Consider the following 25,591-nt stretch of genomic DNA (forward strand, 5'->3'; position numbering starts at 1 on the left):
GGAGTGCCGCCTACTCGCAGGAGAGCTCCAGCTCGTGGACGTGCTCCTGGAAGGCGGGGTTGTCGACGCCGTACGACGGGTCGTTGAGGTCCGAGGCCGGATAGTCGTCGACGAGCCTGCCGGCCAGGCAGGTCGCGACCCCGCTCTGGAGGCCGAGGCGGACCAGCCCGATGCCGAGCCCGGTCCTGGTGGCGGCGAGGTGAAGAGCGGCCATCGAATGGTCCGGTCCAGTGCGGAAGTCGCCTCCAGGGTCGCAGGACTGAAGCTGGAGGACGCCGCCGCGGCGCGTCACCAGCGCCGGGGCACCGGGCGCGGCCGCGGCCCACTGGTGCAGGGCGGTGTCCATCGTCGCGGTGTCGCTGGCCGTCCGACCCCGGAAGTCGATGCGGGTGCAGGACCTACCGCCGCGGTCGTAGGCGACATAGGAGTCCGCACCCCACCCGTCAGCGGCGGAGAGCGCCTGCCGCAGGGGCAGGCGCTCGGAGAGCAGCCAGTCCCAGCCCAGGGCACCGAACTCACCACGGTCGAACCTCTTGTCGCCCGACGGGACCGCGGGGAAGGCCAGGGTGGCGCCCGTCCGCCCGGAAAGGGCCTGGAACGGGTCAAGCAGCGCGATCTCGTGGGCCGGGGTGTGGCGCAGCAGCCGGTCCACGCCGGCGTTGCCGCCCAGCTGTGCAGCCGCACCCACGAGTCCCGGGCCCAGGGCGTACGGCGAGGTGAACATGCTCACCACGATCGCCGGGACGTGCGCCAGCCCGTGGTCGGCCTGGGCGGACTCGCGATTGGCCTCCCTGTCCAGCGCCCTCCGCTGCCTGACAGGCAAGGAGTCGCGGTAGGCGTCCTGCATGCGCACGGCGTCACCCTCGACCACGGCATCGAGGATCTCGCCGGCGCTGGAGTCCCGCCCGGTCTGCTTGTCGAGGGCGGCCATCCTGGCCCCCACCTGGAAGTTCTGGTCCTGAAGGCCGTGAGTCAGCTCGTGGACGATCGTGTCCTTGACCTCGGGAGTGAGCCGGCGACCACGGATGGTGATCGACCTGGTCTTGAACGAGTAGTACGCGGCCGTGCCGGCAGCCTCGGTGTCGTCGAAGGCACGACGCAGGTCGACGTTCCCGCCGATGAGTCCCAGAGCTCGCAGGAACCCGGTCTCCTCCGCAATCTGGCGCCGGTCCTTGCGAGTTGAGCTACCACCGTCACCGTCGTCCTTGCGCATGCTCTTGCGGTAGGCCGTCGGTGACAGGAAGCGCACCGCGATCGGATGCTTGAACGTCAGTCCGCGCTGCTTCTGCGCGATCCGGGCCAACGGCGCGATCTTGTGGTTCCAGTGCCTCGGGTAGTGGTGCTGCGCCCGCGCAGGCGCGGCCGCGGGGGTGCCGGCCCTGCCGTTGACCACGACGAAGGCGAGCATGCCGGCCACGGCGAAGGCCAGGGCGGCTGCGGTGACCACCACCCAGCCGGGGATGTCCGAGGACTGCGGCCGGCTCGGCGGCGGCAGGGTCGGCGGGCTGTACGGCGGCGGCGTAGGAGGGGCCCCGAGTTGACTCATGCGCAGGACCTTAAGTCGGATTTGAGGGCGGCGAAGACGAACGCGGCAGGTCTGACCGATCGGCTGTCACACGGGTGACAGACGGTCTAGCCCGGCTCGGGGGAGGCTCTGGCCCACACCTGGTCCACCCGGTCCAGGCGCCCCACCGAACGGACGGAGGAGGCCGATGACGCAGCTGGTGTCGTCCCCGGTGTCGTCCCCGGTGTCGTCCCCGGTGTCGTCCGAGGTGTCGCCGGTCGCCACGACGTTCCTGCTGGCCACGCTGCTGGGCCTGGCGGTGGGTGCCGCGGGTCTGCTGGCCGAGAGCCTGGTCGACTCGCCGGTGTGGATCAGCATCTTCCACCGGCTGGCCCCCTGGGCCGCGGCGACCGTCGTGATGGGGGTGCGGCTACGCGGCCGACCCGCAGCCGCCGCGGCCTGCGGGATCCTCACCCAGCTGGGCCTCGTCGCCGGCTACTACGCGACCCAGGCGGGCGTCACGGGGCAGGGCCTCGACACCCGGTCCGCGACCGTCTACGGCGTGCTCGCGGTGCTCGCCGGCCCGGCCTACGGACTCGCCGGCGCCGGCCTGAGGAACCCGAGCGCCCGGCTGCGCCAGCTCAACATCGGCGTCGCCTGCTCGCCGTTCCTGGCCGACGGGATCCGCGTCATCGTCGGCTGCCTCACCATCGGCCGGCACGTCCTGCCGAGCACGATGGTGGGCGAGAGCTACCTCGTGCTCGGCGTGGGGCTCGCCCTGCTGCTGGCCCGGTCTCGGCGTGACGTGGTGCCCGGCCTGGTCTTCGGGGCCGCGAGTGCCGGCCTGCTGATGCTCGGCCTGGACGTCGTCCTCGCGTAGCGCGGCTATCACCTCAGGCCAGGAACTGGTCGAGCAGGCCCGGGGTGGCCCGGGCCGCGAGCCCGGCTGCGGTGCCCTCCTCGAGGTCGAGCACGCGGACCCGCTGGCGACCGCCGGCCGTGGTCGCCACCAGATCGGTCAGGCCCGCGCGCCGCTGGAACCACGTCGAGCGCAGGTTCCACCCGATCACCGACTCGGTCCGCAGGGCCTCCCGGCGCCGGTCCAGGCTCCCCGACCGTGCGACGAGGTAGCCGTCGACCAGGGTGTGCCCGAGCCCGGCCCACCGGTCGTGGGCGAGGTAGGCGCCACCGGCGAGCACGACGACCGCGAGCGCGACGAACGTCCACGACACGACATATGCCGCGACCAGAGCCAGGGCCGTCAGGATGGCCGCCGGGACCAGCGCGCGGGTCCAGCGGCGCCGGTGCGCGCGCCGGCCGTGGCCGGTCAGCCGAGCCCGGACGGGAGTCGGGTCGCGGAGCACCTCCTCGGCGACCCGGTCGACCTCGGTGCGCGGGGCGGGCGGCACCAGGATCGAGCTGCCCTTCTGCTTCTTGTCCAGACCGGTGACGATGGCCGACAGCCGAGCGCCGTGCACCAGCCGCAGCCCGAGCGGCTCTCCGATGCTCACCCCGCTCACCCGGGCGTCGTCCAGGGTCGTCTCGCGGGTCGTGAACAGGCCCCTGCGCAGGTGCCACGCGCCGTCGGTCCCGGAGTGGGAGAGCTGGAAGCCGAAGTTGGTGAGGAGGTACCCGATCACCGCCAGGACGCAGATCGTCAGCAGGAAGCCGACCAGCCCGACCACGAGCAGCAGCGCCAGGCCGAGCCGGGCCACCCGGTCGAGGTCGATGGACGGCGCGAACTCCAAGGCGTGCAGGCTCTGCAGAGCCAGTCCGACGGCCGCACCGGCGATCACGATCCCGGACGACGTCAGGGGGGCGAAGCGCACCCAGGACGGGTCGAGGGTGAGGACGACGCGGCGGACGCCCTCGGTCGCGGCGTTGTCGGGGGAGGACTCCGGCGAGGCGTGCAGGAGGCGCTCGCGGAGCGCGGAGGCGGCGGGGGCGGCGATGCCGTCGAGCGCGAGACGCTCCTCGCCCCGGCCGCCGCTCTGGCCGGTCCCGATCCGGAGCGTGACCAGGCCGAGCGCGCGATGGATCGGGGACGCGGTCACCTCGACCGTGCGCACCCGGTCGAGGGGCGCCGCCAACACCCGCTTGCTGAGCAGGCCGTGCCGCACCTCGATGCGTCCGCCGGCGATGCGGTAGCTGGTGGTCAGGTAGCGGGCGAGTCCCAGCACGATCGGGATGCCGATGCCGGCCACGCCCCACCAGCCACCGCCCTCGGAGGACCGGCCGAACACCACGATGCCGATCACCGCCGGCAGGAAGCGGACGAGGTCGCGGACGGGGTGGACCAGCAGCATGCGCCGGTCGAGGCGCTGCCAGCTCGAGATGCTGTCGGCGGGGTCCATCGGGGCCCTCAGGTGGCGTCGCCGGGGACGGAGTCCGCCATCCGGGTCAGCTCGGCGACGATGTCGAGGGCTCGGCGCTGGTCGAGACCCTCGATGGTCAGGGCGCCCGCCGACGAGGCGGTCGTGACCCGCACGGTGGCCAGCCCGAACAGCCGGGCGATCGCGCCCTCGCGGTGGTCCACGGTCTGCACCCGCGACATCGGCGCGATCCGGCGCTCGCGCGCCCACCAGCCGGTCTGGGTGTAGACCGCGGTCTCGGTGACCTCCCAGCGATGGACGAGGTAGCGCCACTGCGGGACCAGCACGCCGTACAGCACGAAGATCAGGCCGATGCCCACCAGGCACCAGGTGGGCAGGTCGAACCAGTTCCACGGACCGGTGGCGAGCAGGAGCAGGACCATCGGCGGCACGCAGCGCAGCAGGTCCGTGCAGGTCCACATCAGTCGGGCCTTGGGGCTGACCCGGTGCGAGGGCGGGCGGAGCGCCGTTGCGTCCATCAGTCCTTGAGCTCGCAGATGACCGCGCCGTTGGCGACCGTGGCGCCGGCCTCGGCCCGGAGCCCGGTGACGGTGCCGGCCTTGTGGGCCTTGAGCGGCTGCTCCATCTTCATCGCCTCGAGCACGACGATCACGTCGCCCTCGGCGACCTGGTGCCCCTCCTCGACGCTCACCTTGACGATCGTGCCCTGCATCGGGCTGGTCACGGCGTCGCCGCTCGCGGCCGCGGCCGCCTTCTTGCCGGTCGAGCGCTTCGGCTTGGCGGCCCCGGGGCCCGCACCGGCCGCGACCCCGGCCCCCAGTCCGCCGGGCAGGCTCACCTCGAGCCGTCGTCCGCCGACCTCGACGACGACCGTCTGTCGCTCGGAGGCCTCCTGGCCCTCGGCCTGGTCGCCGCCGTAAGGCTCGATGCGGTTGTCGAAGTCGGTCTCGATCCAGGTCGTGTAGACGTCGAAGGAGCCCGTGCCGCCGGGGTTCGAGGCCCCGACGTACGCCGGGTCGTCGACCACCGCGCGGTGGAAGGGGATGACCGTCGGCATGCCGTCGACGACGAACTCGGCCAGCGCGCGGCGCGAGCGCTCCAGCGCCTGCTGCCGGTCGCGGCCGGTGACGACGAGCTTGGCGATCAGGGAGTCGAAGGCCCCGGGCACGGTCTCGCCGTTCTCGTAGCCGCCGTCGAGGCGGACGCCGGGACCCTGCGGGGGGCTCCACCGCGAGAGGGTGCCGGGAGCGGGCATGAAGTTGCGGCCGCCGTCCTCGGCGTTGATGCGGAACTCGATGGAGTGGCCGCGCACCTCGGGGTCGTCGTACCCCAGCGGCTCACCGGCCGCGATCCGGAACATCTCGCGGACCAGGTCGATGCCGGTGACCTCCTCCGACACGCAGTGCTCGACCTGGAGCCGGGTGTTGACCTCCAGGAAGGAGATCGTGCCGTCCTGGCCGACGAGGAACTCGCAGGTGCCGGCCCCGACGTAGTCGGCCTCGCGCAGGATCGCCTTGGACGACTCGTAGAGCCGCCTCAGCTGCTCGTCGGTCAGGAACGGCGCGGGCGCCTCCTCCACGAGCTTCTGGTGGCGGCGCTGGAGTGAGCAGTCGCGGGTCGAGACGACCACGACGTTGCCGTGCTGGTCGGCCAGGCACTGGGTCTCGACGTGGCGCGGCCGGTCCAGGAACTTCTCGACCAGGCACTCACCCCGTCCGAACGCCGTCACCGCCTCGCGCACGGCCGACTCGTAGGCCTCCGGGATCTCCTCGAGCGTTCGTGCGACCTTGAGCCCGCGGCCGCCTCCGCCGAAGACCGCCTTGATCGCCACCGGCAGCCCGTTGGCCTTCGCGAACGCGACGACCTCGTCGGCGTCCGCGACCGGGTCCTTGGTCCCCGGTGCGAGCGGGGCGTCGGCCTTCGCCGCGATCTGCTTGGCCTTCGCCTTGTCGCCCAGCGCGTCGATCGCGGCCGGTGGCGGGCCGATCCAGACCAGGCCGGCGTCGAGGACGGCCTGGGCGAACGTCGCGTTCTCGGCGAGGAACCCGTAGCCCGGATGCACCGAGTCGGCACCGGACAGCTCGGCGACGGCGATGAGCTTGGCGATGTCGAGGTAGGAGTCCGCCGGGGTCGCGCCACCGAGGCTGTGCGCCTCGTCGGCCAGGCGGACGAACAGGGCGTCGCGGTCAGGATCGGCGTAGACCGCCACGCTGCCGATGCCGGCGTCCCTACAGGCACGGATCACGCGCACGGCGATCTCGCCGCGGTTGGCGACCAGCACCTTCTTCAAGGGGGTGACGTCGGGCAAGGCGCGCTCCTGGGTGTCGAGACTCCGCCGAGCACACTATCGTCCGGCTCCCCGTGGTTGCATGGGCTCATGCAGGTCGTGAGCGAGACCACCGCAGGCGTGCTGGACGAGCTGCTGGCGGCGCTGCCCGACGGCGTGGTCGTCACCGGCGCCGAGGCCGTCGAGAAGTACCGGCACGACTGGTCTCGCGACTCCTCCGCCGGGACGCCGGCCGCGGTGGTCCGGGCGGAGAACGCCGAGCAGGTGCAGGCAGCGGTGCGCTGGGCCGCGGCCCATCGGGTGCCGGTGGTGCCGCGAGGTGCCGGCAGCGGGCTGTCGGGTGGCTCGAGTGCGGTCGACGGCGGCATCGTGGTCAGCCTGGAGCGGATGCGCGCGGTCGAGATCGACTCGCTGTGCCAGGTGGCGGTGGTGGAGCCCGGTGCCTTCAACAAGGACGTGAAGGTCGCCGCCGCGGCCGAGGGCCTCTGGTACCCGCCGGACCCGTCGTCGTTCGAGATCTGCTCGATCGGGGGCAACGTCGCGACCAACGCCGGTGGGCTGTGCTGCGTGAAGTACGGCGTGACCACCGACTACGTGCTGGGGCTCGACGTGGTCCTCGCCGACGGCACCCTGGTGAGCCTGGGGGGGAAGCGGATCAAGGACGTCGCCGGGCTGTCGCTGACCAAGCTCTTCGTCGGCAGCGAGGGCACCCTCGGGATCGTGACCCGGGCCATCCTGCGCCTGGTCCCGGCCCAGGGGGCGCGCTCGACGATGGTGGCGACCTTCCCCACGGTGCGCGCGGCCGCCGAGGCCGTCGTGGCCATCCGCACGACGATGCGTCCGTGCCTGCTGGAGCTGATGGACCAGGCGACGGTCAACGCGGTCGAGGACTTCCGCCCGAGCGGTCTGGACCGGACGGCCGGTGCGCTGCTGATCGGCCAGTCCGACGCGCCGGGCGAGGTGCGCTCCGGCGAGATCGCCGCCATCCGGGCCGCCTGTGAGGCCGCGGGAGCCGCGGAGTGCTTCGTCACCGACGACGCCGAGGACGGCGAGCTGTTCGTCCAGGCGCGACGGGTCGCCTTCAACGCCCTCGAGGTCCGCGGCTCCCTGCTCCTGGAGGACGTCGGGGTCCCGATCCCCCTGCTGCCCGACCTCCTCGGCGAGATCGTCGCGATCTCCGCAGAGCACGACGTCGAGATCCCGACCGTGGCCCACGCCGGTGACGGGAACACCCACCCGGTGATCGTCTACGACTCCCACGACGTCGATGCCGAGCGCCGCGCGCGCACGGCGTTCGCCCAGGTGATGGCCGCCGCGATCGCCCTCGGCGGCACGATCACCGGCGAGCACGGCGTGGGCCGGGCCAAGGCCGCGGCGCTTCCCGACCAGCTCGGGCCCGACGTGATGGCGCTGACCCGCCGGATCAAGGACGCCCTCGATCCCGACGGCATCCTCAACCCGGGCGCCGTCCTCGGCGGCTGAGGTCATGACCCGGGCCCGGCAGACGCGGTGGGAGCAGGCCCGCGGCCAGGAGCGAGCGGCCGGGCAGGGCGGGTACGGCGCGCACTTCGCACGGCTGATCGACCAAGGAGCCGACATCGAGGGCGAGGCGCGCCTCGCCGACGCGCTCGCGCCGCGGGGCGCCCGGATCCTCGATGCGGGGTCGGGCATGGGCCGGGTCGGCGGCGCCCTGCGCCGGCGCGGCCACGCCGTGGTCGGCGTCGACTTCGACCCCGAGGTTCTCGAGCAGTCGCGACGTACCTTCCCCGAGCTGCCCCTGGTCGACTCCCGGCTCGACCACCTCACCCCGGAGCTGCTGTCCGGCGCGGGGTTCCCGGCGGCGTACGACCTGGTGGTCTGCGTCGGCAACGTGATGATCCTGCTCGCGCCGGAGACCGAGCGCCTCGTGCTGGCCAACCTGGCCGCCGTGGTGGCGCCCGAGGGCCGCCTGCTGGTCGGCTTCTCGCTGACCGGTGCTCCGGCCGCCACCTCGCGTCGGTATCCCGCCGAGGAGTTCGTCCAGGACGCGGCGAGCGCCGGCCTCGAGGTGGCGTCGCGCTTCGCGACCTACGACCTGCGCCCGTTCACCGACCGGAGCACCTACGCCGTGCACGTGCTTCGGCACGCATCTGCCTAGCCGCCGGGCTGGTAGACCATCAGGACGACGATCACGGCGAAGATCAGGCCGATCGTGCCTCCGGACGCGGCGACCCGGCCCGTGAGGGTCGCGACCTTGTTGCCCGAGGCGATCTCGGCTGCGGCCTTGGTCAGCGACGGCACGAGCACCCCGAGAGAGACCGCCATCGCCGCGAGCCACAGCAGCACCGACAGCCAGATCCAGGTGTCGCCGAGGTCGGCGACCGTCTGCGACTTGTCCCAGGGCGCCTTCTGGGACATCAGGCCCATCCCGAGGACCACGACCACGATCGAGACGTAGCTGTAGAGGCGGATCGTCCGCGCGGCAGCGGTGGCCGCGCCGGCGTCCGGGGTGCGGAGCGCGCGAGACGCCGTCGTCGCGGCGCCCACCAGGGGCCCCACGGCGAAGATCGCCGCGAGCAGGTGCAGGAAGAGGAGGAGCTTGAACACCCCTCGAACCTAGCGACACCGGTCATCTGCGTCGGTGGCAGGTCCATTCGCCGTCGGGTCGTCGGTGGAGCCGGTCAGTCGGACGCAGCCGTCGACCCGGCGGCCAGCCCGGCCAGGAGCTCGCCCGGGCCCGGCGACGCCGGCGGGGGCCGCAGGAGAGGATGGCCATACCGTTTGCAGTCCGGTCAGCGGTCGATCCGCGGCGAATCGATGGTTAGGGATCGTTAACCTCGACCGCTACGATGCCGCCATGACGTTCGAGCTGTCGCGCGAGCACGAGGAGTTCCGGCGGGTCGTCCGCGAGTTCGCGGAGAGCCAGATCGCGCCGCACGCATCCCGGTGGGACCGCGACCACCACTTCCCGACCGACGTGGTCCAGCAGATGGGCAAGCTCGGGCTGATGGGCCTCACCGCCCCGGAGGAGTACGGCGGCGCGGGCGCCGACGGCGACTTCACCAGCCTGTGCGTGGCGATCGAGGAGATCGGCCGGGTCGACCAGTCGATGGGGATCACCCTGGAGGCCGCGGTCGGGCTCGGCATCAACCCCATCCTCAGCTACGGCGACCAGGCTCAGAAGGAGCGCTGGCTGCCCGACCTCGTCTCCGGTCAGGCGCTCGCCGGCTTCGGTCTGACCGAGCCCGGTGCCGGGTCCGACGCCGGTGCCACCCTGACCCGCGCCGAGCTCGTCGACGGAGCGTGGGTGATCAACGGCGCCAAGCAGTTCATCACCAACTCCGGCTCCGACCTCACCTCGTGCGTCACCGTCACGGCGCGCACCGGAGTCACCACCGACAGGACCGGTGCGGAGCGAGCCGAGATCTCGGCGTTCGTCGTCCCGACCGACACCCCGGGCTTCACCGCGGAGCCGGCCTACGACAAGCTCGGCTGGCACGCCTCGGACACCCACCCGCTCACCCTCGCTGACGTCCACGTGCCCGAGGACAGCATGCTCGGGGAGCGCGGTCGCGGCTACGCGCAGTTCCTCGCGACCCTGGACGACGGCCGGATCGCCATCGGCGCACTGGCCGTCGGCTGCATCCGGGCCTGTCTCGACGCCTGCCTCCAGTACGCCGGGGAGCGGCAGACCTTCGGGGTGCCGATCGGGCGCAAGCAGGGCGTGGCGTTCCAGATCGCCGACCTCGAGGTGATGCTGCGGGCGAGCCGCCTGCTGGTCTACAGCGCCGCCGCGACCAAGGACGCGATGCGCGAGTCCGGCGGGCCGACGGCCCGGGAGCTCAAGCAGACCGCGGCCGTGGCGAAGCTCTACGCCACCGAGTCGGCGGTCAGCGCGACCCGGATCGCGACCCAGGTCTTCGGCGGCTACGGCTTCATGGAGGAGTACCCCGTCGCGCGGCTCTACCGCGACGCCAAGGTGCTGGAGATCGGTGAGGGCACCTCCGAGGTGCAGCGGATGCTGATCGCGCGCGGCCTCGGCCTGCCGGTCGAGTAGCAGGCGCGCCGGCCCGGCCCTGACCGGTGCAGTAGCGTCGAGCGGTGCCCCTCCTGCGCGACCTCCCTGCCGAGGTCCGCGCGCTGACCGGGGTCGCCTTCATGGTCGCCCTCGGCTTCGGCCTCGTGGCACCGGCGCTCCCGCTGTTCGCCCAGGAGTTCGGCGTGGGCCGGGCGGCGGCCGGTGCGGTGGTGAGCGTCTTCGCCCTGATGCGGCTGGTGATGGCCCCGTTCGTCGGACGCCTGGTGAACCTCGCCGGGGAGCGCGTCCTGCTCGCCGTCGGCATCGGCGTCGTGGCGGTGAGCAGTCTCCTGGCCGGCCTCGCGCAGTCCTACTGGCAGCTGCTGGTGCTGCGCGGCGCCGGCGGGATCGGCTCGATCATGTTCAGCGTCAGCGCCGCCAGCCTGCTGGTCCGGGTCACGCCGAGCCATCTGCGCGGACGTGCCCAGGGCGTCTGGGCCGGGTCGTTCCTGATCGGTCTCGTCGCGGGCCCCGCGGTGGGCACCGTGGCGACGTTCTCGCTGCGCCTGCCGTTCTTCCTGTACGCCGGAACCCTGGTCGTCGCCGGGCTGGTCGGCCTGGGCGCCCTGCGCCACAGCGAGCTGGCAGCCCGCCAGTCCGTCAGGTCCGAGCCGATGGCGCTGCGCGCCGCGCTGCGGCAGCGGGCCTACCTGGCCGCCCTGGGTGCCGGCTTCGCCGGTGACTTCGCACTGGTCGGCGCCCGCTCGGCGATGCTGCCGCTCTACGTGCGCGACTCGCTGCACCTGTCCTCCGGCTGGGTGTACGCCGCGTTCCTCATCGTCAGCGTCGTCAGCGGTGTGCTGCTCCTGCCGACGGGGAAGGTCGCCGACACCATCGGCCGGCGACCGGTCATCGTCGTCGGGCTCGCGGTGGGCGCCGCGGCCTTCCTGGTGCTCCCCGCTGCCCCGGGTGCCGCGGGCCTGCTGATCGCGACGGTGCTGATCGGCGTGGCCGCGGCCTCGGACTCCGTGGCGCCCGGTGCCGTCATGGGCGACGTCGTCGCGGGGCGCGGGGGCACGGTGGTCGCGGTGTTCCAGATGGCCGGTGACCTGGGCGCCGTCCTCGGCCCGATCGTGACCGGCTGGATCGCCGACGCCGCGGGGTACTCCCCGGCCTTCGTCGTCTGCGCCGTGGTGTGTGCCGTGCCGATCTTCGCGGTCCTGGCCGCGCCGGAGACGCTGCGAGCGCACGTACCGCGCGCCCCGGCCGTCGCCGAAGGCGCGGCGCGGGACGCCGCGACGGACGCGACCTGAGCCGATCGCGACCCTCGGGCGCAACCTTCCGACCCCCGGACACGTCCCACCGTCCGTGGTGGCGGCGAGGCGGCGAAGATCACTGCGCTGGGTCGGCGCGCTCGTCATGGCCGGGGGGCTGGCGGGCTGCGGATCCGACACGTCGGAGCCTGTCTCGGGGCCGCCTCCCGCCCACCACACCACGCCCGGCATCACTCCCAGCACCTCCGCCCGGCCGGCGGTCGCCCACGCGGTCGACCTCGCCGGCGTCAGGCGGGTCGTGCGTGACCCGAGAGCAAGGCTCGAGGGCTTCGTGGCCGTCCCGGGCCACCCCGAGCGCCGGATCGCGGAGTGGGCCGTCTGCCCGGACCAGGCCTGCCACCGGCCGACCTACGCGCTGGTCGTGACCGGCGACGGGTTCGCGACCTCGCACCTGGTCGGGGTCGGGACCTCGCGGGTCGCGAACGGCTGGTGCCTGGAGCCTGCGGGCCCCGACCACTTCGCGATCTCGGCGAACTGCGGGCGCCGTCGGCTGGTCGGCCTGAGTGGTCACGTGAGGCCCGTGGACGTGTCAGGTCGGGCCGGCCCTCTCAGCGGCCGGGAGGTGCCGCTGAGATCGGCGCGGACCGGCTACGAGGCGGTGGACCCCGCCACGGGCGTGGCTCATCCCCTGTCGACGCCCGCCGGCACCGTCGAGCTGCTCGCGGCACCGGGTGGGCAGCTCCGCGTCGCGACGGTGCACTGGCGCTACGCCTGGTCGGGCGACGGAGGCGCGACCTGGCAGCAGATCCCGATGCCCGCTCCCGGTCGCGGTCTGATGATCGGCTTGGTCCCCACGACGTCGGCGAGCCTCCAGGCCGTCCAGCTGGGGGGCGACGGCGCGACGCTCCTCCCGTGGGACTACGTCCTGCGCAGCACCGACGGCAGCAGCTGGACGTCGTACGCCGGGCCCGGGACGCCGCACGCCTACGGGTCGATGACCGCCGTGCTTCCCGACGGTCGGCTGCTGATGGACGTGGACGCCTGGAGCGACCAGCGCGCCGGGCGACCCGCCCCCCGGCCGATCAACCTCTACTCCGGTCCCCGCTGGGACCGGCTGACCCCGGTGCCGCTGACCGGGCCGTTCGCCGTCGAGGACCCGGACAGCTTCTATCTGGACCTTCTCGACGTGACGGCGACGACCGACGCGGTGACGCTCTACGCCCGGGCCCCGGCCGAGGACGGCGTGCTGTCGTCGACCGACGGTGGCCGCACCTGGCACCCCGTACGCGCGCGCTGAGGGCCGCCCGGCCCCGGACTCCTTAGACTGGCGGGGTGAAGCGTCCTGCCGACCTGCCGCATCCGGCGGCCGAGATCGGGCGCTTCATGGTCACCGGCGGCCTCGCGACGCTGGTCTCCTTCCTGGTCTTCAACTTCCTCGCCCACGGGCTCTACCTCACCGGGCATCCGTGGCTCCTCCGGCAGCCGATCCTGGCGTTCCTGGTCGCGACCGTCTGCGGGATGCTCGTCAGCTACCGCCTCAGCCGGCACTGGGCCTTCCGCCACCGCCCGCCCCACCACGCGGACGGCGGCCGCACGGCGTTCTTCGTGATCAACGTCGTCACGATGCCGGTGGCGATCACCTGCCTGTGGCTGAGCCGGCACGTGCTGCACCTGAGCGACCCGGTCTCGGACAACCTCGCAGGCACGGTCGTCGGCCAGCTCCTGGGTCAGGCCGTGCGGTTCTACCTCTTCCGCCGCTACGTCTTCCGACGCCCTAGCGGGGACGGCTCCACAGGTCGGTCCACGAGTGCCCGAGCTCGGTCAGGAGCTCGCGCAGCAGCGGAAGGCTGAGCCCCACGACGTTGTGGTGGTCTCCTTCGATCCCGCTCACGAAGGCGCCGCCCAGCCCGTCGATCGTGAAGGCCCCCGCGACCTCCAGCGGCTCCCCGGTGGCGACGTACGCCGCGATCTCGTCGTCGCTGACCTCGGCGAAGTGCACGACGGTCGACCCGGTCCCGGAGGCCTCCTGGGCGGTAGCGGTGTCGCGCAGGCAGTGCCCGGTGTGGAGAACGCCGGTGCGACCGCGCATGGCCCGCCAGCGGCGCACGGCCTCCTCCGGGTCGGCGGGCTTGCCGTGCGCCTCGCCGTCCAGCTCCAGGACCGAGTCGCAGCCGAGCACGAGCGGCCCCGGCGACACCTCGGCGGCCACCGCCGCGCACTTGAGCTGGGCCAGGCTCTGGGCCAGCTCCGCGGGCGACAGGCCGGTCACCTGTGACTCGTCGACGCCGGAGACGACGACCGACGGCTCGACCCCGGCGGCCCGGAGGGTCGCGAGGCGGGCGGGCGAGGCGGAGGCGAGCACGAGAGGGGTCACCCGGCGATACTGGCACTGGCGAGTCTGGCGCTGGCGACCCAGCACCGGCGGGATCGGCGACGCTCCCCCTGCTCGGTAGCCTCGGTGGGGTGCCCGGCTCACTCCCCCCGACCCCGCGTGGGGGATCCCCGTCGATCCACCGGCCCGACTACTGGTGGTACCGCGTTCGCTCCGAGATGCTGCGCACGGTCATGGGGCCCTACGTCGGCGATCCGGTGCGGCTGCTCGACGTCGGCAGTGCCGACGGACCCAGCGTGCGCTGGCTGACCGCCGCCGAGAAGGTGTCGCTGGACCTCGACCCGCGCGGGCTGCGGCCACCGCACGGCATCTGCGGCTCCCTGCTGGCCCTGCCCTTCGCCGACGCGAGCTTCGAGGTGGTGGGTGCGTTCGACGTCCTGGAGCACTGCGAGCCCGAGGCCCTGGCGCTCGCCGAGCTGCGCCGGGTGCTCCAGCCCGGCGGCCGCCTGCTGCTCTCGGTGCCGGCCTACCAGTGGGCGTGGTCGGGGCACGACGTGGCCAACGGTCACCACCGCCGCTACACGCGCGAGCGCGCGACGCGCTCGCTCACGGAGGCGGGATTCGAGGTGCTGCGCGCCACCTACGCCTTCAGCGCGGTCTTCCCGGCGTTCGCCGCGGAGCGCGCCTGGCAGGCGGTGCGGCACCGGGTCGGGGCCGGCCCGAGGGAGCCCGCCGACGTGGTGGACCTGCCGAGGGTCAGCCGCGGGGTCGAGCGGGTCCTGGTCGGCCTGAGCCGCCTGGACGACCGTGCGCTGGCCAGCCGCGACCTGCCCTTCGGCTCGTCGGTGTTCCTCGCGGCGGCGCGACGGTGACGGCCACGGTGCCCGAGCCCGAGCCCGCCCCGTCCCGCCGGACCGGTGCGGCCTGGGCGGCCGCCGCGGTCCTGACGGTCTGGGCGGGGATGGCCGCGCTGCTGGTCGGAGACCACCACTACCTCTGGTACGGCGACACGCCGGCCGCGTACTACGGCTGGTGGTACCACCTCGGCGAGCTGGTCCGGCACGGTCACTGGACGACCCTCGACCCGTCGGCCTGGCGTGCGGGCAACCTCGCGGCCGAGGGCCAGTGGGGACTCTGGTCGCCGTTGACCATCGGGATCGGCCTGCTGGCCACCGCGGTTCCCGACCTCCTGCTGACGACCGTCCTGGTCAAGCTCGGGCTCCTCGCGGCCGGCGTGGTCGGCGTCTTCCTCCTCGCCAGGTCCTACGACGCGCCCCCGGCTGCGGCGTACGTCGCCGGGGTGCTGGCCCCGATGGGTGGGATGACGCAGTACCTCGACCTCCCCTCGTGGGCGGCCGGGGAGATGATCTGGGCGCTGCTGCCGTGGGCCTGGTGGGCCCTGCGGCGGACCATGCTGCGCGGTGCCAACCCGCTGCCGGCCCTGGTGGCGGGCTACCTCCTGGTCACCGTCGGCTACGTCTTCGGCACGATGATGCTGGTGGTGGCGCTGGTCGCCTGCCTGGTCGACTGCGCCGTCGTCCGTGACCGGGCCGCCGCCCTGCGCGTGCTCGGCGCGGGGGCCCTGCTGGGCCTGGTCTCGCTCACGGTCTACCTGCCGGCGGTGCTGACCGCCTCGGTGACCGATCGGCTCCAGCCCGCCTACACGATCGCCCCGGACAAGTTCACGACCGACCCGCTGGCCCTGCTCGGCGCGGTGCTGCCGGCCGGCGTCGTTCCGGGGTCGGGACTGCCCCTCCTGCCCTACGTCTACCTGTCCTGGCTGCTGCCGGCGCTGCTCTGGCTGGACTGGGGGCGGGTACGCCGCGGCTGGCGGCCGCTGAGCGGGCTGCTGGTCTTCGTCGTGGTGACGGCCGTCATGGTCGACGGACCGGACCAGCTCGGCCCGCTGCGCTACCCCTTGCGCCTGGCGCCGTTCCTGGTGCTCGGCCTGGCGGTCCTGGCCATGGCCGCGTGGAGCCGGTTCGGCCTGGCTCGGCCGTCCGCACGGCGCCTGGCGCTGTCGTGGGCGTGGGTCGTGCTGGCGGGGGTCGAGTCGGTGACCCGGGCCTCCTCCGAGGTGGTCGCCCCGGTGTGCTCCGTGCTGCTCGTGGGTGCCTCGCTGGGGCTGCTGTGGTGGCTGCTGCGCACCGGCCGGCGCGGGTTGCTGGCCCCGGTCGCGGGCGCGGTGACCCTGGCCGGGCTGGGTGTGCAGCACGCGTTCTTCCCCACGCCTCCGTCGCCCCAGCGCAACGCGCCGACCGAGCTCGCGGCGTACCGCGGCATGTACCCCCACGCGGTCGGCGACGTCCTCCAGGTCGGTGACAGCGAGTCGGCGGTGCAGTCCGGCCCTGCGGCGGCCCGCGAGCTGCCGGTCGGCTCCGCGTGGTACCTGACCGGCCTCGCCTCGCAGAGCACCTACACGGCGATCAGCGAGGCCGCCTACAAGGACCGCTACTGCGTCTACTACCAGGGCAGCAGCTGCCCCGGCCTGCTGCACCGGCTCTTCGGCATCGAACCGACCACCGGCCGCGAGCGGGTCGACCTGCTCGGGGTCGGCTCGCTGCTCCTCGTGCGCGGCCAGGTGCCCTCAGGGTCGATCGCGAGCCCGCCGCCCGGGTGGCGGGTCGCCGCGAGCAACCGCTACGCCGTGCTGTGGACGCGGCGTACCCCGGTGGCCGGCGCGGGCTCGGTGGCATGGACCTCGGGAGGGACGACGCTCTCGCACGTGCGTGCGGACGCGACGGCCACGACGTTCCGGGTCGACCGGATCGGGCCGCACGGCGGCACCGTCGTGCTGCGCCTGCTCGACTGGCCCGGCTACGCCACCTCGGTCGGCTCCCTGGCCGACCCGGTCGACGGCTACCTCGTGACGCTGCGCCTGCCCGCGTCGGCCGCGGGCGAGACTGTCGACGTCGGCTTCCACCCGCCCGGCTGGCTGGCCGAGCTCGCGGCCCTGGCCGCGGCCCTGCTCGGCGGGGCCGCGTGGTCGCTCACGGCCACGGTCCGCCGCGGCCGCCGCGGCCGCGACGGTCGCGGCCGCGCCGCCCCCGCGCGGGCGGCGGGCTGAGGGTCAGCGGGGCAGGCCGGAGGCGCGCCATCCGGCGGGGCCGTGCGGGTGTACGACGCGCTGCAGCCGGCGTGGGGCGCTCCAGACCGCGACCGGGCGGGTCGGCGGCGCGGCCGGGCCGGAGAGCGCGGCGAGCACCGCCACCAGGGCGGCCAGCTCCTCCGGGGTGGGGTCGCCCCGGACCACGCGCAGGAGGGGCTCGTCGCCGCTCACAGCGGCCATCAGAGGGGGATGTTCCCGTGCTTCTTGCTGGGCAGGAGCTCGCGCTTCGAGGCGAGGAGACGCAGGGCCTTCACGACCTCGAGCCGGGTCTCGTGGGGCGCGATCACCCCGTCGACGTAGCCACGCTCGGCGGCGACGTAGGGGTTGGCCAGGGTGTCGTCGTACTCGGTGACCAGCTCGGCCCGCAGGGTCTCGGGGTCGGCGGCCGCCCGCAGCTCGTGGCGGTAGAGGATGTTGACCGCGCCCTGGGCACCCATCACCGCGATCTGCGCGGTGGGCCAGGCGAGGTTGAGGTCGGCGCCCAGGTGCTTGGAGCCCATCACGTCGTAGGCGCCGCCGTAGGCCTTGCGGGTGATGATGGTGACCAGCGGGACGGTCGCCTCGGCGTAGGCGTAGATCAGCTTGGCGCCGCGGCGGATGATGCCGTTCCACTCCTGGTCGGTGCCCGGCAGGAAGCCGGGGACGTCGACGAAGGTCAGCACCGGGACGTTGAACGCGTCGCAGGTGCGCACGAAGCGCGCGGCCTTCTCGGAGGCGTCGATGTCGAGCGTGCCGGCCAGCTGCATCGGCTGGTTGGCGACGATGCCGACCGAGCGTCCCTCGACCCGGCCGAAGCCGACCAGGATGTTGGGCGCGAACAGCGGCTGGACCTCCAAGAACTCCTCGTCGTCGAGGACGGCGGTGATCGCCTGGTGCATGTCGTAGGGCTGGTTGGCCCCGTCCGGGATCAGCGTGTCGAGCCCGCGGTCGAGGTCGGTCACCTCGGCGTCGGCCGGCGCGTCGTACGACGGGACGGGGTCGAGGTTGTTCTGCGGGAGGTAGGAGAGCAGCGCCTTGACGTACTCGATCGCGTCCTCCTCGTCGGAGCCCAGGTAGTGGGCGTTGCCCGACTTGGTGTTGTGCGTGCGAGCGCCGCCCAGCTCCTCCATGGTCACGTCCTCGCCGGTGACCGTCTTGATGACGTCGGGCCCGGTGATGAACATGTTCGAGGTGCCGTCGACCATCACGGTGAAGTCGGTGACCGCGGGGGAGTAGACGTGGCCGCCGGCGCAGGAGCCCATGATCAGGCTGATCTGCGGGATCACGCCGGAGGCGTGCACGTTGCGCCGGAAGATCTCGCCGTACAGCCCGAGCGAGACCACGCCCTCCTGGATCCGGGCCCCGGCGCCCTCGTTGATGCCGATGATGGGGCAGCCGGTCTTCATCGCGAGGTCCATGACCTTGGTGATCTTCTCGCCGTACACCTCGCCGAGGGAGCCGCCGAAGATCGTGAAGTCCTGGCTGAAGACGCACACCTGCCGGCCGTCCACCGTGCCGTACCCGGTGACCACGCCGTCGCCGTAGGGACGGCGCTTCGCCTGGCCGAACGCCGTCGACCGGTGTCGGGCCAGCTCGTCCAGCTCCACGAACGAGCCCTCGTCGAAGAGCATCTCGATCCGCTCGCGGGCGGTCCCGCGGCCCTTCGCGTGCTGCTTCTCGACAGCCTTCCGCGACGCGGCGTGCACCGCCTCGTCCAGCCGTCGGTGCAGATCGGCCAGCTTCCCCGCCGTGGTGTGGATGTCGATGCCGGAGTCCTCCGGGGGGATCTCGGTACCCTCGCCGGGCTGCGCGGTCGGCTGTGCGGTCACGTGCCCGACACTAGTGCTCATGAACGCAGGCTCTCCACGGGCAGCCCTCGACGAGCGTGCCCTCCGAGAGGCTGCCGGCCCCCCCTGGGAGGTCCGGCTCCTCGCCGAGGCGGGCTCGACCAACCAGGTCGCGGCGGCCGACCCGGTGCGCGACCGGATCGTCGTCGCGGAGCATCAGCAGGCTGGACGAGGGCGACTCGACCGGGTCTGGGTGACCCCTCGGGGCGCCGCGCTGACCTTCTCGGCCGTCGTGGACCCCGCCGTCGACACCGCGTGGTGGACCCTGGTCCCGCTCGTCGCCGGGTACGCCGTGGCGAGCGCCGTCGGGGACGCGACGCTGAAGTGGCCCAACGACGTCCTGATCGGCGAGCAGAAGGTCGCCGGCATCCTCGTGGAGAGGGTGGGCACCAAGCCGCCCCTGCTCGTGATCGGCATCGGGATCAACGTCGACCAGACCACCGAGGAGCTCCCCGTGCCGACCGCCACCTCGCTGGCGCTGGAGGGCAGGGCCGTGGACCGCACCGAGCTGTTCGGGCGGGTCGTGCGCCGGTTGGCCGCCTGCCTGGGCGAGCTGGCCCGCTCCCCGAGGACGTTCGTCGACCAGTACCGCGCCCACAGCGCCACCCTGGGCCGGGACGTGCGCGTGGAGCTGCCCGGCGACCGGGCCGTGACCGGACGGGTGTGCGACTTCGACGAGCACGGACGGCTGCTCCTGCAGACCGCCGAGGGACTCCTGGCCCTCAGTGCGGGTGACGTGGTGCACGTCAGACCCGCTGGGTGAGAGACTCCCGCCGTGGGCATCTCTGAGAAGCTGCTGACCGACGGAGAGTCGGTCGTCGTGGACACCCGGACCCATCCCAAGGCGCTGATCCTGCCCGGGCTCGTGCTCGTGGTCGCGCTGGCGCTGGCGATCTTCCTGGACCGGAAGATCGGCAACGGGGTCGTCAGCCTCGTGGTGTGGGTCCTGGCGCTGGTCGTGGTCGTGTGGTGGGTGCTCCGGCCGTTCCTGGACTGGCTCACCGCGACGTACACGGTGACGACCAAGCGGCTGATCACCCGGGAGGGCCTGATCTCCCGCAAGGGCCACGACATCCCCCTGATGCGGATCAGCGACGTCGCCTTCGACCAGGGCATCGTCGACCGGATGCTGGGCTGCGGCACCTTGGTGATCAGCGACGCCAGCACCCACGGCTCGGTCCGCCTCCACGACATCCCGCACGTCGAGGAGGTCCAGCGGAAGCTGACCGACCTCCTCAGCGGCAGCTCGGGCGGGTCGACCTCGAGCGGAGCGGCCGGCACGTCGTCCGACAGACAGGACGATGACGGAACCTGACCCCACCCCGGCCCAGCAGCTCGAGCAGGCGATCTTGGGCGAGGACGCCGTCTTCAACGCCCAAGACGTCGCCACCGAGACCGGGGCGAGCCTGGACCAGGCACAGCGACTGTGGCGCGCGCTCGGGTTCCCCGACCGCGGGAGCGAGCGCGCGTTCACCCGGGCCGACGCGGACGCCGTCTCCACGCTCCTCTCGCTCGTGGGCGACGGCTCGATCGACTTCGACACGGCCGTCGACCTGACCCGTGCGGTCGGTCAGACGATGGCGCGACTCGCCGACTGGGAGGTCGGCACCCTGGTCCACCGGGTCCAGGAGCTGGAGTCCGGGGACGACGCCACCGGCTCGCGAGCCACCGCGGCCCTCCAGCTGCTGGACGCCCTGAACGGTCCCTTCGAGGAGCTGCTGGTCTACGTCTGGCGCCGCCACCTCGCCGCGGCGGTGGCCCGGGTCGAGGCGCTCGGCGCCGACGATGCCGACCTGCACACCACCCAGGTGACGGTCGGCTTCGCCGACATCGTGGCGTTCACCGCCCTGACCAACCGCCTCGACCACGACCGGATCGGCGACCTGGTGGAGATCTTCGAGTCCCGCTGCGCCGACGTCGTGGCCGGCCAGCGAGGCCGCGTGATCAAGAGCCTGGGCGACGCGGTGCTGTTCGTGAACGAGGACCCGATCCGGGCCTACGACACCGCCGAGGGGATCATCTCGGTGATCGGGCGTGACCCGCGGATGCCGGACGTGCGCGTCGGGCTCTCCACCGGGGCCGTCGTGACGCGCCTCGGCGACGTCTTCGGGCCCGCGGTGAACATGGCCGCGCGCCTCACCGGGGTCGCCCGGCGCAACCGGATCATCGTCGACGGCACCACGGCCGGGCTCCTGCCAGAGGACCAGTTCGAGGTGCGGCCGCTCCCCGCGCGGCCGGTGCGGGGATTCGGCCTGGTCGAGCCCGTCGCCGTACGCCGGCACTAGGGACACCCGCCGGATGGCCCCTGAGGGGGGTCGAGCGGCACCACAGGGACTGGTCCAGAAGGCCTAGATCCCCGCCTGACACGCTGAATTTTACCTTCGCTCACGGGTCAGTTGACCCATTCCCCGGCGCGAACGGGTGTCTCTTACCTATTTTCATCACGTGCTGAAGGTTCAAGACGTTGCCGTCGACCCGGTCACTCGCCGGGTCTGGCGAGATGACCGCGAGATCGTCTTCTCGCGCAAGGAGTTCGACCTGCTGCATTACCTCATGCAGAGGGCGGGTTCTGTCGTCTCGCGCGACGACCTGATGCTGTCGGTCTGGAACACGACGTTCTGGACGTCCTCCAAGACCATCGACGTCCACCTGGGCTGGGTCCGACGCAAGCTCGGTGACGACCCGATGCGGCCGAGCCTGATCACCACCGTCCGTGGCCACGGACTGCGCTTCGAGGTCGAGGACCCGTGCGCCGTCGAGGCCACCGACGAGCGGACCGTCCGCACCGCCTGAGCACCGCTCGCGCTCGGCCCCTACGCTTGCGTGGGTGAGCCCCGCAGACTCCAGCCCGGCCTCGCAGACCGCACCGGTCGTCGCCGTGGTCGGTGGAGGTCAGCTGGCCCGGATGATGGCCGAGGCGGCCGCCGCCCTGGCGATCCCGCTGCGGCTCCTCGCCGAGACGCCGGGGGTCTCCGCGGCCCAGGTCATCGGTGACCATCTGGTCGGCGACCACACCGACCTGGCCGCGCTGCGCCGGCTGGTCGAGGGCTGCTCGGTGGTGACCTTCGACCACGAGCACGTACCGAGTGAGCATCTGCGCACGCTGGAGAGCGAAGGCACGTCGGTGCGGCCGGGGCCGGCGGCCCTGGTGCACGCCCAGGACAAGGTCGCGATGCGGCGGGCGCTGTCCGCGCTCGGGCTCCCGGTGCCGCGGTTCGCGGTCGTCGCGGACCTCGACGAGGTCACGGCGTTCGGCCTGCCGTGCGTCCTGAAGGCCAGCCGCGGTGGCTACGACGGCCGGGGCGTGTGGTTCGTCCGGACCGCCGAGGAGGCGGAGGCGGCGATGCGCGCCGCGGCGGTCAGCGGGGTGCCGGTGCTGGCCGAGGAGCTGGTCGACTTCCGTCGTGAGCTGTCGGCGCTGGTTGCGCGGAGCCCGAGCGGCCAGGCCGCGGCGTACCCCGTGGTCGAGTCCGTGCAGCGCGACGGGATCTGCCATGAGGTGGTGGCGCCGGCGCCGGGGCTCTCCGACGCGCTCGCGGCCCGCGCCCAGGAGCTGGCGCTGCGGATCGCCCGCGAGCTCGACGTGACCGGGATCTTGGCCGTCGAGCTCTTCGAGACCGCCGAGGGCGGCCTCCTGGTCAACGAGCTGGCGATGCGTCCCCACAACACCGGGCACTGGACCCAGGACGGCGCGGTCACCTCCCAGTTCGAGAACCACCTGCGAGCCGTGCTCGACCTGCCGCTCGGGTCCCCGCGGGCCAGGTCGCGCTGGACCGTGATGGTCAACATCCTGGGCGGTCCGGGCGCGGAGCCGGGGCGGCTGTACGACGGCTACCCGCACGCGCTCGCGCGCGACCCCGCGCTGCGGGTGCACCTGTACGGCAAGGAGCCTCGCCCGGGCCGCAAGGTCGGACACGTCAACGCCTACGGAGACGACCTGGAAGAGTGTCGGGACCGGGCACGCCACGCCGCCGCGTGGTTCGCCGGCGAGCTGGGCGACGAGAGCGAGTGAGGCACCATGGCTGAGACCCCGCAGGTCGGCATCGTGATGGGCTCCGACTCCGACTGGCCGGTGATGGAGGCGGCGGCGGAGGCGCTCAAGGAGTTCGAGATCCGCTACGAGGCCGACGTCGTCTCGGCCCACCGGATGCCCGACGAGATGCTGGCCTACGGCCGCGAGGCGGCTGACCGCGGGCTGTCGGTGCTGGTCGCCGGTGCGGGCGGTGCCGCCCACCTCCCGGGCATGCTGGCCGCTGTCACGCCGTTGCCGGTGGTCGGGGTGCCCGTGCCGCTCGAGCATCTCGACGGCATGGACTCCCTGCTCTCCATCGTCCAGATGCCCGCGGGTGTCCCGGTGGCCACCGTGGCGGTCGGCAACGCCCGCAACGCCGGGCTGCTCGCCGTGCGCATCCTCGCCGTCTCCGACGCCGACCTGCGCCAGCGGATGCTGGACTTCCAGGCCGACCTGCGGCGTACGGCTCACGAGAAGGGCAAGAAGGTCCGCGCCTCGGCCGGCAGCCGCAGGCTCGGCTTCTAGCGTCGAGGGCCTCCGGGGGTGGCGTCCTCGACGCGCAGAGAGCGGCCGACGAGCCAGACCGTCGAGAGTACGGCGATCCCGGCCGCGAGCATGCCCAGGTCCCGCACCCGCGGTCGCGGGAGAGGCCGCCGGCGGCCAGCGTGAGACCGGTGGTGAGCACGGCGGCCCGGCAAGGGTGTCGGGCCGCCACTCGGACGTGGTCACAGAGGCGGGCAGGGAGGTGGTCCGCGGGTACCGGACGCCCGTCCTGGAGTGCCTTCGGGCCCGATGTGGGTACGGGTCCTGCATGAGCAGCAGCTTCGACCGCGACCAGCTCCAGCCCGGCGACACCCTGGACGACCGCGGGGTGGACGACGTGCTGGACGAGGGGCTGTCACCTCCGGAGCGCCCGTCGCGAGCCATGACCCGGGGGACGACCGCGGCCGAGGACGCCGCGGGGGAGACGCTGGCGGAGCGGATCGAGCAGGAGGAGCCCGAGGCCGGCGCAGACGTCGAGGGGGGTGTCGACGGCACGGCGGCCGCCGCCGAGGAGGCGGCCATGCACACCGTCGACGAGGACCTTGCCTAGGTCTTAGGTCCCCGGGACGTCCCGGAGGGCCCGGTCCCGGCTCTGGCCCGGCCCTGGCCCGGCAGGTGCGGAGTCAGGCCGAGGCGCTGCCCGCGCGTCGCCGCCACTGGATGGCCGGGCAGGTGTCCATCACCATCGGCACTCCGGCTCGCGTCGTGCGCTCGAAGGCGTCGGGGTCGACGACGCCGAGCTGGAGCCACACGGCTCTCGCGCCCACGGCCACGGCCTGGTCCGCGAACTCCCCGGCCGCCTCCGAGCGACGGAAGACGTCGACCACGTCGATCGCGAACGGCACGTCGGCCAGCGAGGGGTAGCCGCGCTCGCCGAGGACCTCACCGGGCTGGTCGGCGAACCTCGGGTGGATCGGCACGATGCGCTTGCCGCGACGCTGGAGGAGCTCGGCGATGGAGTACGCCGTGCGGGCGGGGTCGCCCGACAGGCCGACCACGGCCCAGGTCCGGAGATCGTCGAGCATCAGGTCGACCCACTCCCGGCGCTGCCACTCGCTCACGGAGCCAGCCTAGGCCCCGCCTAGAGTTCCACCCATGAGCAACGACCTCCCACTGTTCGCGCTCTCGGAGGAGCACCGCGCGATCCGCTCGGCGGTGCGCGAGCTGTGCGAGGCGAAGGTGGCGCCGTACGCCGCGGCCGTCGACGAGGAGAGCCGCTATCCCGAGGAGGCCGCCAGGGCCCTCCAGCAGGCCGACTTCCATGCCCCCCACGTCCCCGAGGAGTACGGCGGTGCCGGGGCCGACGCGCTGGCGACGGTGCTGGTGATCGAGGAGATCGCGCGCGTCTGCATGGCCAGCAGCCTGATCCCCGCGGTGAACAAGCTCGGCTCGATGCCGGTGCTGATCGCGGGGTCGGAGGACCTCAAGAGGCACTACCTGGGCAGGCTCGCGTCGGGCGAGGGAGGCTTCTCCTACTGCCTGTCCGAGCCGGACGCCGGCTCCGACGCCGTGGCCATGAGGACCCGGGCCGTGCGCGACGGCGACAGCTACGTGCTCAACGGCGTGAAGCGCTGGATCACCAACGCCGGGCCGGGCGAGTTCGAGAGCGAGTTCTACACCGTGATGGCCGCGACCGATCCCGACCTCGAGCCGCGCGAGCGGGCCCGGGGGATCTCGGCCTTCGTCGTCGAGCGCACGGACGACGGCGTGACGTTCGGTGCCGCGGAGAAGAAGCTCGGGATCAAGGGCAGCCCCACCCGCGAGGTCTACCTCGACGACGTGCGGATCCCGGCCGGTCGGATGATCGGTGAGGAGGGGACGGGGTTCGAGACCGCGATGAGGACGCTCGACCACACCAGGGTCACCATCGCCGCCCAAGCGGTCGGGGTGGCCCAGGGTGCGTTGGACCAGGCGTTGGGCTATGCCCGGGAGCGCCAGCAGTTCGGCCGGGCGATCGGCGACTTCCAGGGCATGCAGTTCCTGCTCGCGGACATGGGGATGAGGATCGAGGCGGCCCGGCAGCTGACCTACGCCGCGGCCGGCCGCTCCGAGCGGGGCGAGGCCGACCTGGCCTTCTTCGGCGCCGCCGCCAAGTGCTTCGCCTCCGACGTCGCCATGGAGGTCACCACCAACGCCGTGCAGGTGCTGGGTGGCTACGGCTACACCCGCGACTACCCGGTGGAGCGGATGATGCGCGACGCCAAGATCACCCAGATCTATGAAGGCACCAACGAGATCCAGCGCCTCGTGATCGCCAGGACGTTGAGGTAGGCGCGAATGCCGGGCCAGCCGCCGACTCTGCAGCGCATCCTGGTGGCCGCCGTCGCGGCCCTCACGATCGGACTGGGAGCGGTGAGCGTCATCACCGGCTTCA

26 protein-coding genes are annotated in these 25,591 nt (G+C 73.0%); 17 read left to right on the forward strand and 9 right to left on the reverse strand.

The genetic code is table 11. The annotated features are described in order from the left end of the window. Positions 1–10: 10 nt before the first annotated feature. Positions 11–1,546, reverse strand: a complete 1,536-nt coding sequence (locus VHW64_RS17880) for a hypothetical protein (protein WP_329651930.1) — start codon at positions 1,544–1,546, stop codon at positions 11–13. 166 nt (positions 1,547–1,712) lie between these two features. On the opposite strand from VHW64_RS17880, the gene VHW64_RS17885 reads away from it, so the two are divergent. Next, positions 1,713–2,384: a DUF6518 family protein gene (locus VHW64_RS17885; protein WP_329651931.1), complete on the forward strand. Its 672-nt coding sequence runs from the start codon at positions 1,713–1,715 to the stop codon at positions 2,382–2,384. Positions 2,385–2,397: 13 nt separating this feature from the next. Here the strand turns inward: VHW64_RS17885 and VHW64_RS17890 are convergent, their stop codons facing one another. From VHW64_RS17890 to VHW64_RS17900, 3 genes are read right to left on the reverse strand one after another with little or no spacing between them, the layout of a single operon-like run. Beyond that, a complete protein-coding gene (locus VHW64_RS17890; protein ID WP_329651932.1) occupies positions 2,398–3,858 on the reverse strand; it encodes a PH domain-containing protein in 1,461 nt (486 codons plus the stop codon). An 8-nt stretch (positions 3,859–3,866) separates the two neighbouring features. After that, entirely contained in the window at positions 3,867–4,298 is a 432-nt protein-coding gene (locus VHW64_RS17895) for a PH domain-containing protein (RefSeq protein ID WP_329651933.1), read from the reverse strand. 56 nt (positions 4,299–4,354) lie between these two features. Further along, entirely contained in the window at positions 4,355–6,127 is a 1,773-nt protein-coding gene (locus VHW64_RS17900) for an acetyl/propionyl/methylcrotonyl-CoA carboxylase subunit alpha (RefSeq protein WP_414690532.1), read from the reverse strand. A gap of 87 nt (positions 6,128–6,214) precedes the next feature. Here VHW64_RS17900 and VHW64_RS17905 point away from each other — a divergent pair, with 87 nt between their 5' ends. Together VHW64_RS17905 and VHW64_RS17910 are read left to right on the forward strand one after the other, a co-directional pair. Next, a complete protein-coding gene (locus tag VHW64_RS17905) occupies positions 6,215–7,606 on the forward strand; it encodes an FAD-binding oxidoreductase (RefSeq protein WP_329651935.1) in 1,392 nt (463 codons plus the stop codon). Between the two features lie 4 nt (positions 7,607–7,610). Beyond that, positions 7,611–8,261 carry a class I SAM-dependent methyltransferase gene (locus tag VHW64_RS17910; RefSeq protein ID WP_329651936.1) on the forward strand — a complete coding sequence of 217 codons (651 nt, stop codon included), beginning with the start codon at positions 7,611–7,613 and terminating at the stop codon, positions 8,259–8,261. On the opposite strand, the gene VHW64_RS17915 is transcribed toward VHW64_RS17910, so the two are convergent. Continuing rightward, positions 8,258–8,710: a DUF2269 family protein gene (locus tag VHW64_RS17915; RefSeq protein ID WP_329651937.1), complete on the reverse strand. Its 453-nt coding sequence runs from the start codon at positions 8,708–8,710 to the stop codon at positions 8,258–8,260. The two genes, VHW64_RS17910 and VHW64_RS17915, sit on opposite strands and share 4 nt — an antisense overlap. A 250-nt stretch (positions 8,711–8,960) precedes the next feature. Here VHW64_RS17915 and VHW64_RS17920 point away from each other — a divergent pair, with 250 nt between their 5' ends. The 4 genes from VHW64_RS17920 (at position 8,961) to VHW64_RS17935 (ending at position 13,246) form a co-directional block, all read left to right on the forward strand. Beyond that, positions 8,961–10,160: an acyl-CoA dehydrogenase family protein gene (locus tag VHW64_RS17920; RefSeq protein WP_329651938.1), complete on the forward strand. Its 1,200-nt coding sequence runs from the start codon at positions 8,961–8,963 to the stop codon at positions 10,158–10,160. Between the two features lie 44 nt (positions 10,161–10,204). Beyond that, on the forward strand, positions 10,205–11,434 hold the full coding sequence (locus tag VHW64_RS17925; RefSeq protein WP_329651939.1) for an MFS transporter: 1,230 nt from the start codon (positions 10,205–10,207) through the stop codon (positions 11,432–11,434). 106 nt (positions 11,435–11,540) lie between these two features. Then, entirely contained in the window at positions 11,541–12,692 is a 1,152-nt protein-coding gene (locus tag VHW64_RS17930; protein ID WP_329651940.1) for a hypothetical protein, read from the forward strand. Positions 12,693–12,727: 35 nt separating this feature from the next. After that, entirely contained in the window at positions 12,728–13,246 is a 519-nt protein-coding gene (locus tag VHW64_RS17935; protein WP_329651941.1) for a GtrA family protein, read from the forward strand. On the opposite strand, the gene VHW64_RS17940 is transcribed toward VHW64_RS17935, so the two are convergent. Continuing rightward, on the reverse strand, positions 13,170–13,769 hold the full coding sequence (locus tag VHW64_RS17940) for a nucleoside triphosphate pyrophosphatase (protein WP_329651942.1): 600 nt from the start codon (positions 13,767–13,769) through the stop codon (positions 13,170–13,172). The genes VHW64_RS17935 and VHW64_RS17940 overlap by 77 nt on opposite strands. Positions 13,770–13,858: 89 nt before the next feature. Here VHW64_RS17940 and VHW64_RS17945 point away from each other — a divergent pair, with 89 nt between their 5' ends. Further along, entirely contained in the window at positions 13,859–14,599 is a 741-nt protein-coding gene (locus VHW64_RS17945) for a class I SAM-dependent methyltransferase (RefSeq protein WP_329651943.1), read from the forward strand. After that, positions 14,596–16,794, forward strand: coding sequence for a hypothetical protein (locus tag VHW64_RS17950; RefSeq protein WP_329651944.1), 2,199 nt, complete (start codon positions 14,596–14,598; stop codon positions 16,792–16,794). The genes VHW64_RS17945 and VHW64_RS17950 overlap by 4 nt, the downstream gene beginning before the upstream one ends. Before the next feature lie 3 nt (positions 16,795–16,797). Here the strand turns inward: VHW64_RS17950 and VHW64_RS17955 are convergent, their stop codons facing one another. Further along, positions 16,798–17,016: an acyl-CoA carboxylase subunit epsilon gene (locus VHW64_RS17955; protein ID WP_329651945.1), complete on the reverse strand. Its 219-nt coding sequence runs from the start codon at positions 17,014–17,016 to the stop codon at positions 16,798–16,800. Continuing rightward, positions 17,016–18,665, reverse strand: coding sequence for an acyl-CoA carboxylase subunit beta (locus tag VHW64_RS17960; RefSeq protein WP_329651946.1), 1,650 nt, complete (start codon positions 18,663–18,665; stop codon positions 17,016–17,018). Before VHW64_RS17960 ends, VHW64_RS17955 begins: the two co-directional genes overlap by 1 nt. On the opposite strand from VHW64_RS17960, the gene VHW64_RS17965 reads away from it, so the two are divergent. From VHW64_RS17965 to VHW64_RS17995, 7 genes are all read left to right on the forward strand, one after another. Continuing rightward, positions 18,664–19,425, forward strand: coding sequence for a biotin--[acetyl-CoA-carboxylase] ligase (locus tag VHW64_RS17965; RefSeq protein ID WP_329651947.1), 762 nt, complete (start codon positions 18,664–18,666; stop codon positions 19,423–19,425). The genes VHW64_RS17960 and VHW64_RS17965 overlap by 2 nt on opposite strands. 12 nt (positions 19,426–19,437) lie before the next feature. Continuing rightward, positions 19,438–19,977: a PH domain-containing protein gene (locus VHW64_RS17970; RefSeq protein ID WP_329651948.1), complete on the forward strand. Its 540-nt coding sequence runs from the start codon at positions 19,438–19,440 to the stop codon at positions 19,975–19,977. Continuing rightward, positions 19,964–20,947 carry an adenylate/guanylate cyclase domain-containing protein gene (locus VHW64_RS17975; protein ID WP_329651949.1) on the forward strand — a complete coding sequence of 328 codons (984 nt, stop codon included), beginning with the start codon at positions 19,964–19,966 and terminating at the stop codon, positions 20,945–20,947. Before VHW64_RS17970 ends, VHW64_RS17975 begins: the two co-directional genes overlap by 14 nt. Positions 20,948–21,107: 160 nt before the next feature. Then, positions 21,108–21,455: a winged helix-turn-helix domain-containing protein gene (locus VHW64_RS17980; protein ID WP_329651950.1), complete on the forward strand. Its 348-nt coding sequence runs from the start codon at positions 21,108–21,110 to the stop codon at positions 21,453–21,455. A gap of 34 nt (positions 21,456–21,489) precedes the next feature. After that, a complete protein-coding gene (locus VHW64_RS17985) occupies positions 21,490–22,674 on the forward strand; it encodes a 5-(carboxyamino)imidazole ribonucleotide synthase (RefSeq protein ID WP_329651951.1) in 1,185 nt (394 codons plus the stop codon). Between the two features lie 6 nt (positions 22,675–22,680). Further along, positions 22,681–23,199: a 5-(carboxyamino)imidazole ribonucleotide mutase gene (gene purE / locus VHW64_RS17990; protein ID WP_329651952.1), complete on the forward strand. Its 519-nt coding sequence runs from the start codon at positions 22,681–22,683 to the stop codon at positions 23,197–23,199. A 286-nt stretch (positions 23,200–23,485) separates the two neighbouring features. Continuing rightward, complete coding sequence (locus VHW64_RS17995; RefSeq protein WP_329651953.1) at positions 23,486–23,767, forward strand: hypothetical protein; 282 nt, start codon at positions 23,486–23,488, stop codon at positions 23,765–23,767. 73 nt (positions 23,768–23,840) lie between these two features. Here the strand turns inward: VHW64_RS17995 and VHW64_RS18000 are convergent, their stop codons facing one another. After that, entirely contained in the window at positions 23,841–24,278 is a 438-nt protein-coding gene (locus VHW64_RS18000; RefSeq protein WP_329651954.1) for a CoA-binding protein, read from the reverse strand. Between the two features lie 34 nt (positions 24,279–24,312). Here VHW64_RS18000 and VHW64_RS18005 point away from each other — a divergent pair, with 34 nt between their 5' ends. Continuing rightward, on the forward strand, positions 24,313–25,488 hold the full coding sequence (locus tag VHW64_RS18005) for an acyl-CoA dehydrogenase family protein (protein ID WP_329651955.1): 1,176 nt from the start codon (positions 24,313–24,315) through the stop codon (positions 25,486–25,488). Positions 25,489–25,591: the final 103 nt, after the last annotated feature.

Source organism: Nocardioides sp., from assembly GCF_036267815.1.
GTDB lineage: Bacteria > Actinomycetota > Actinomycetes > Propionibacteriales > Nocardioidaceae > Nocardioides.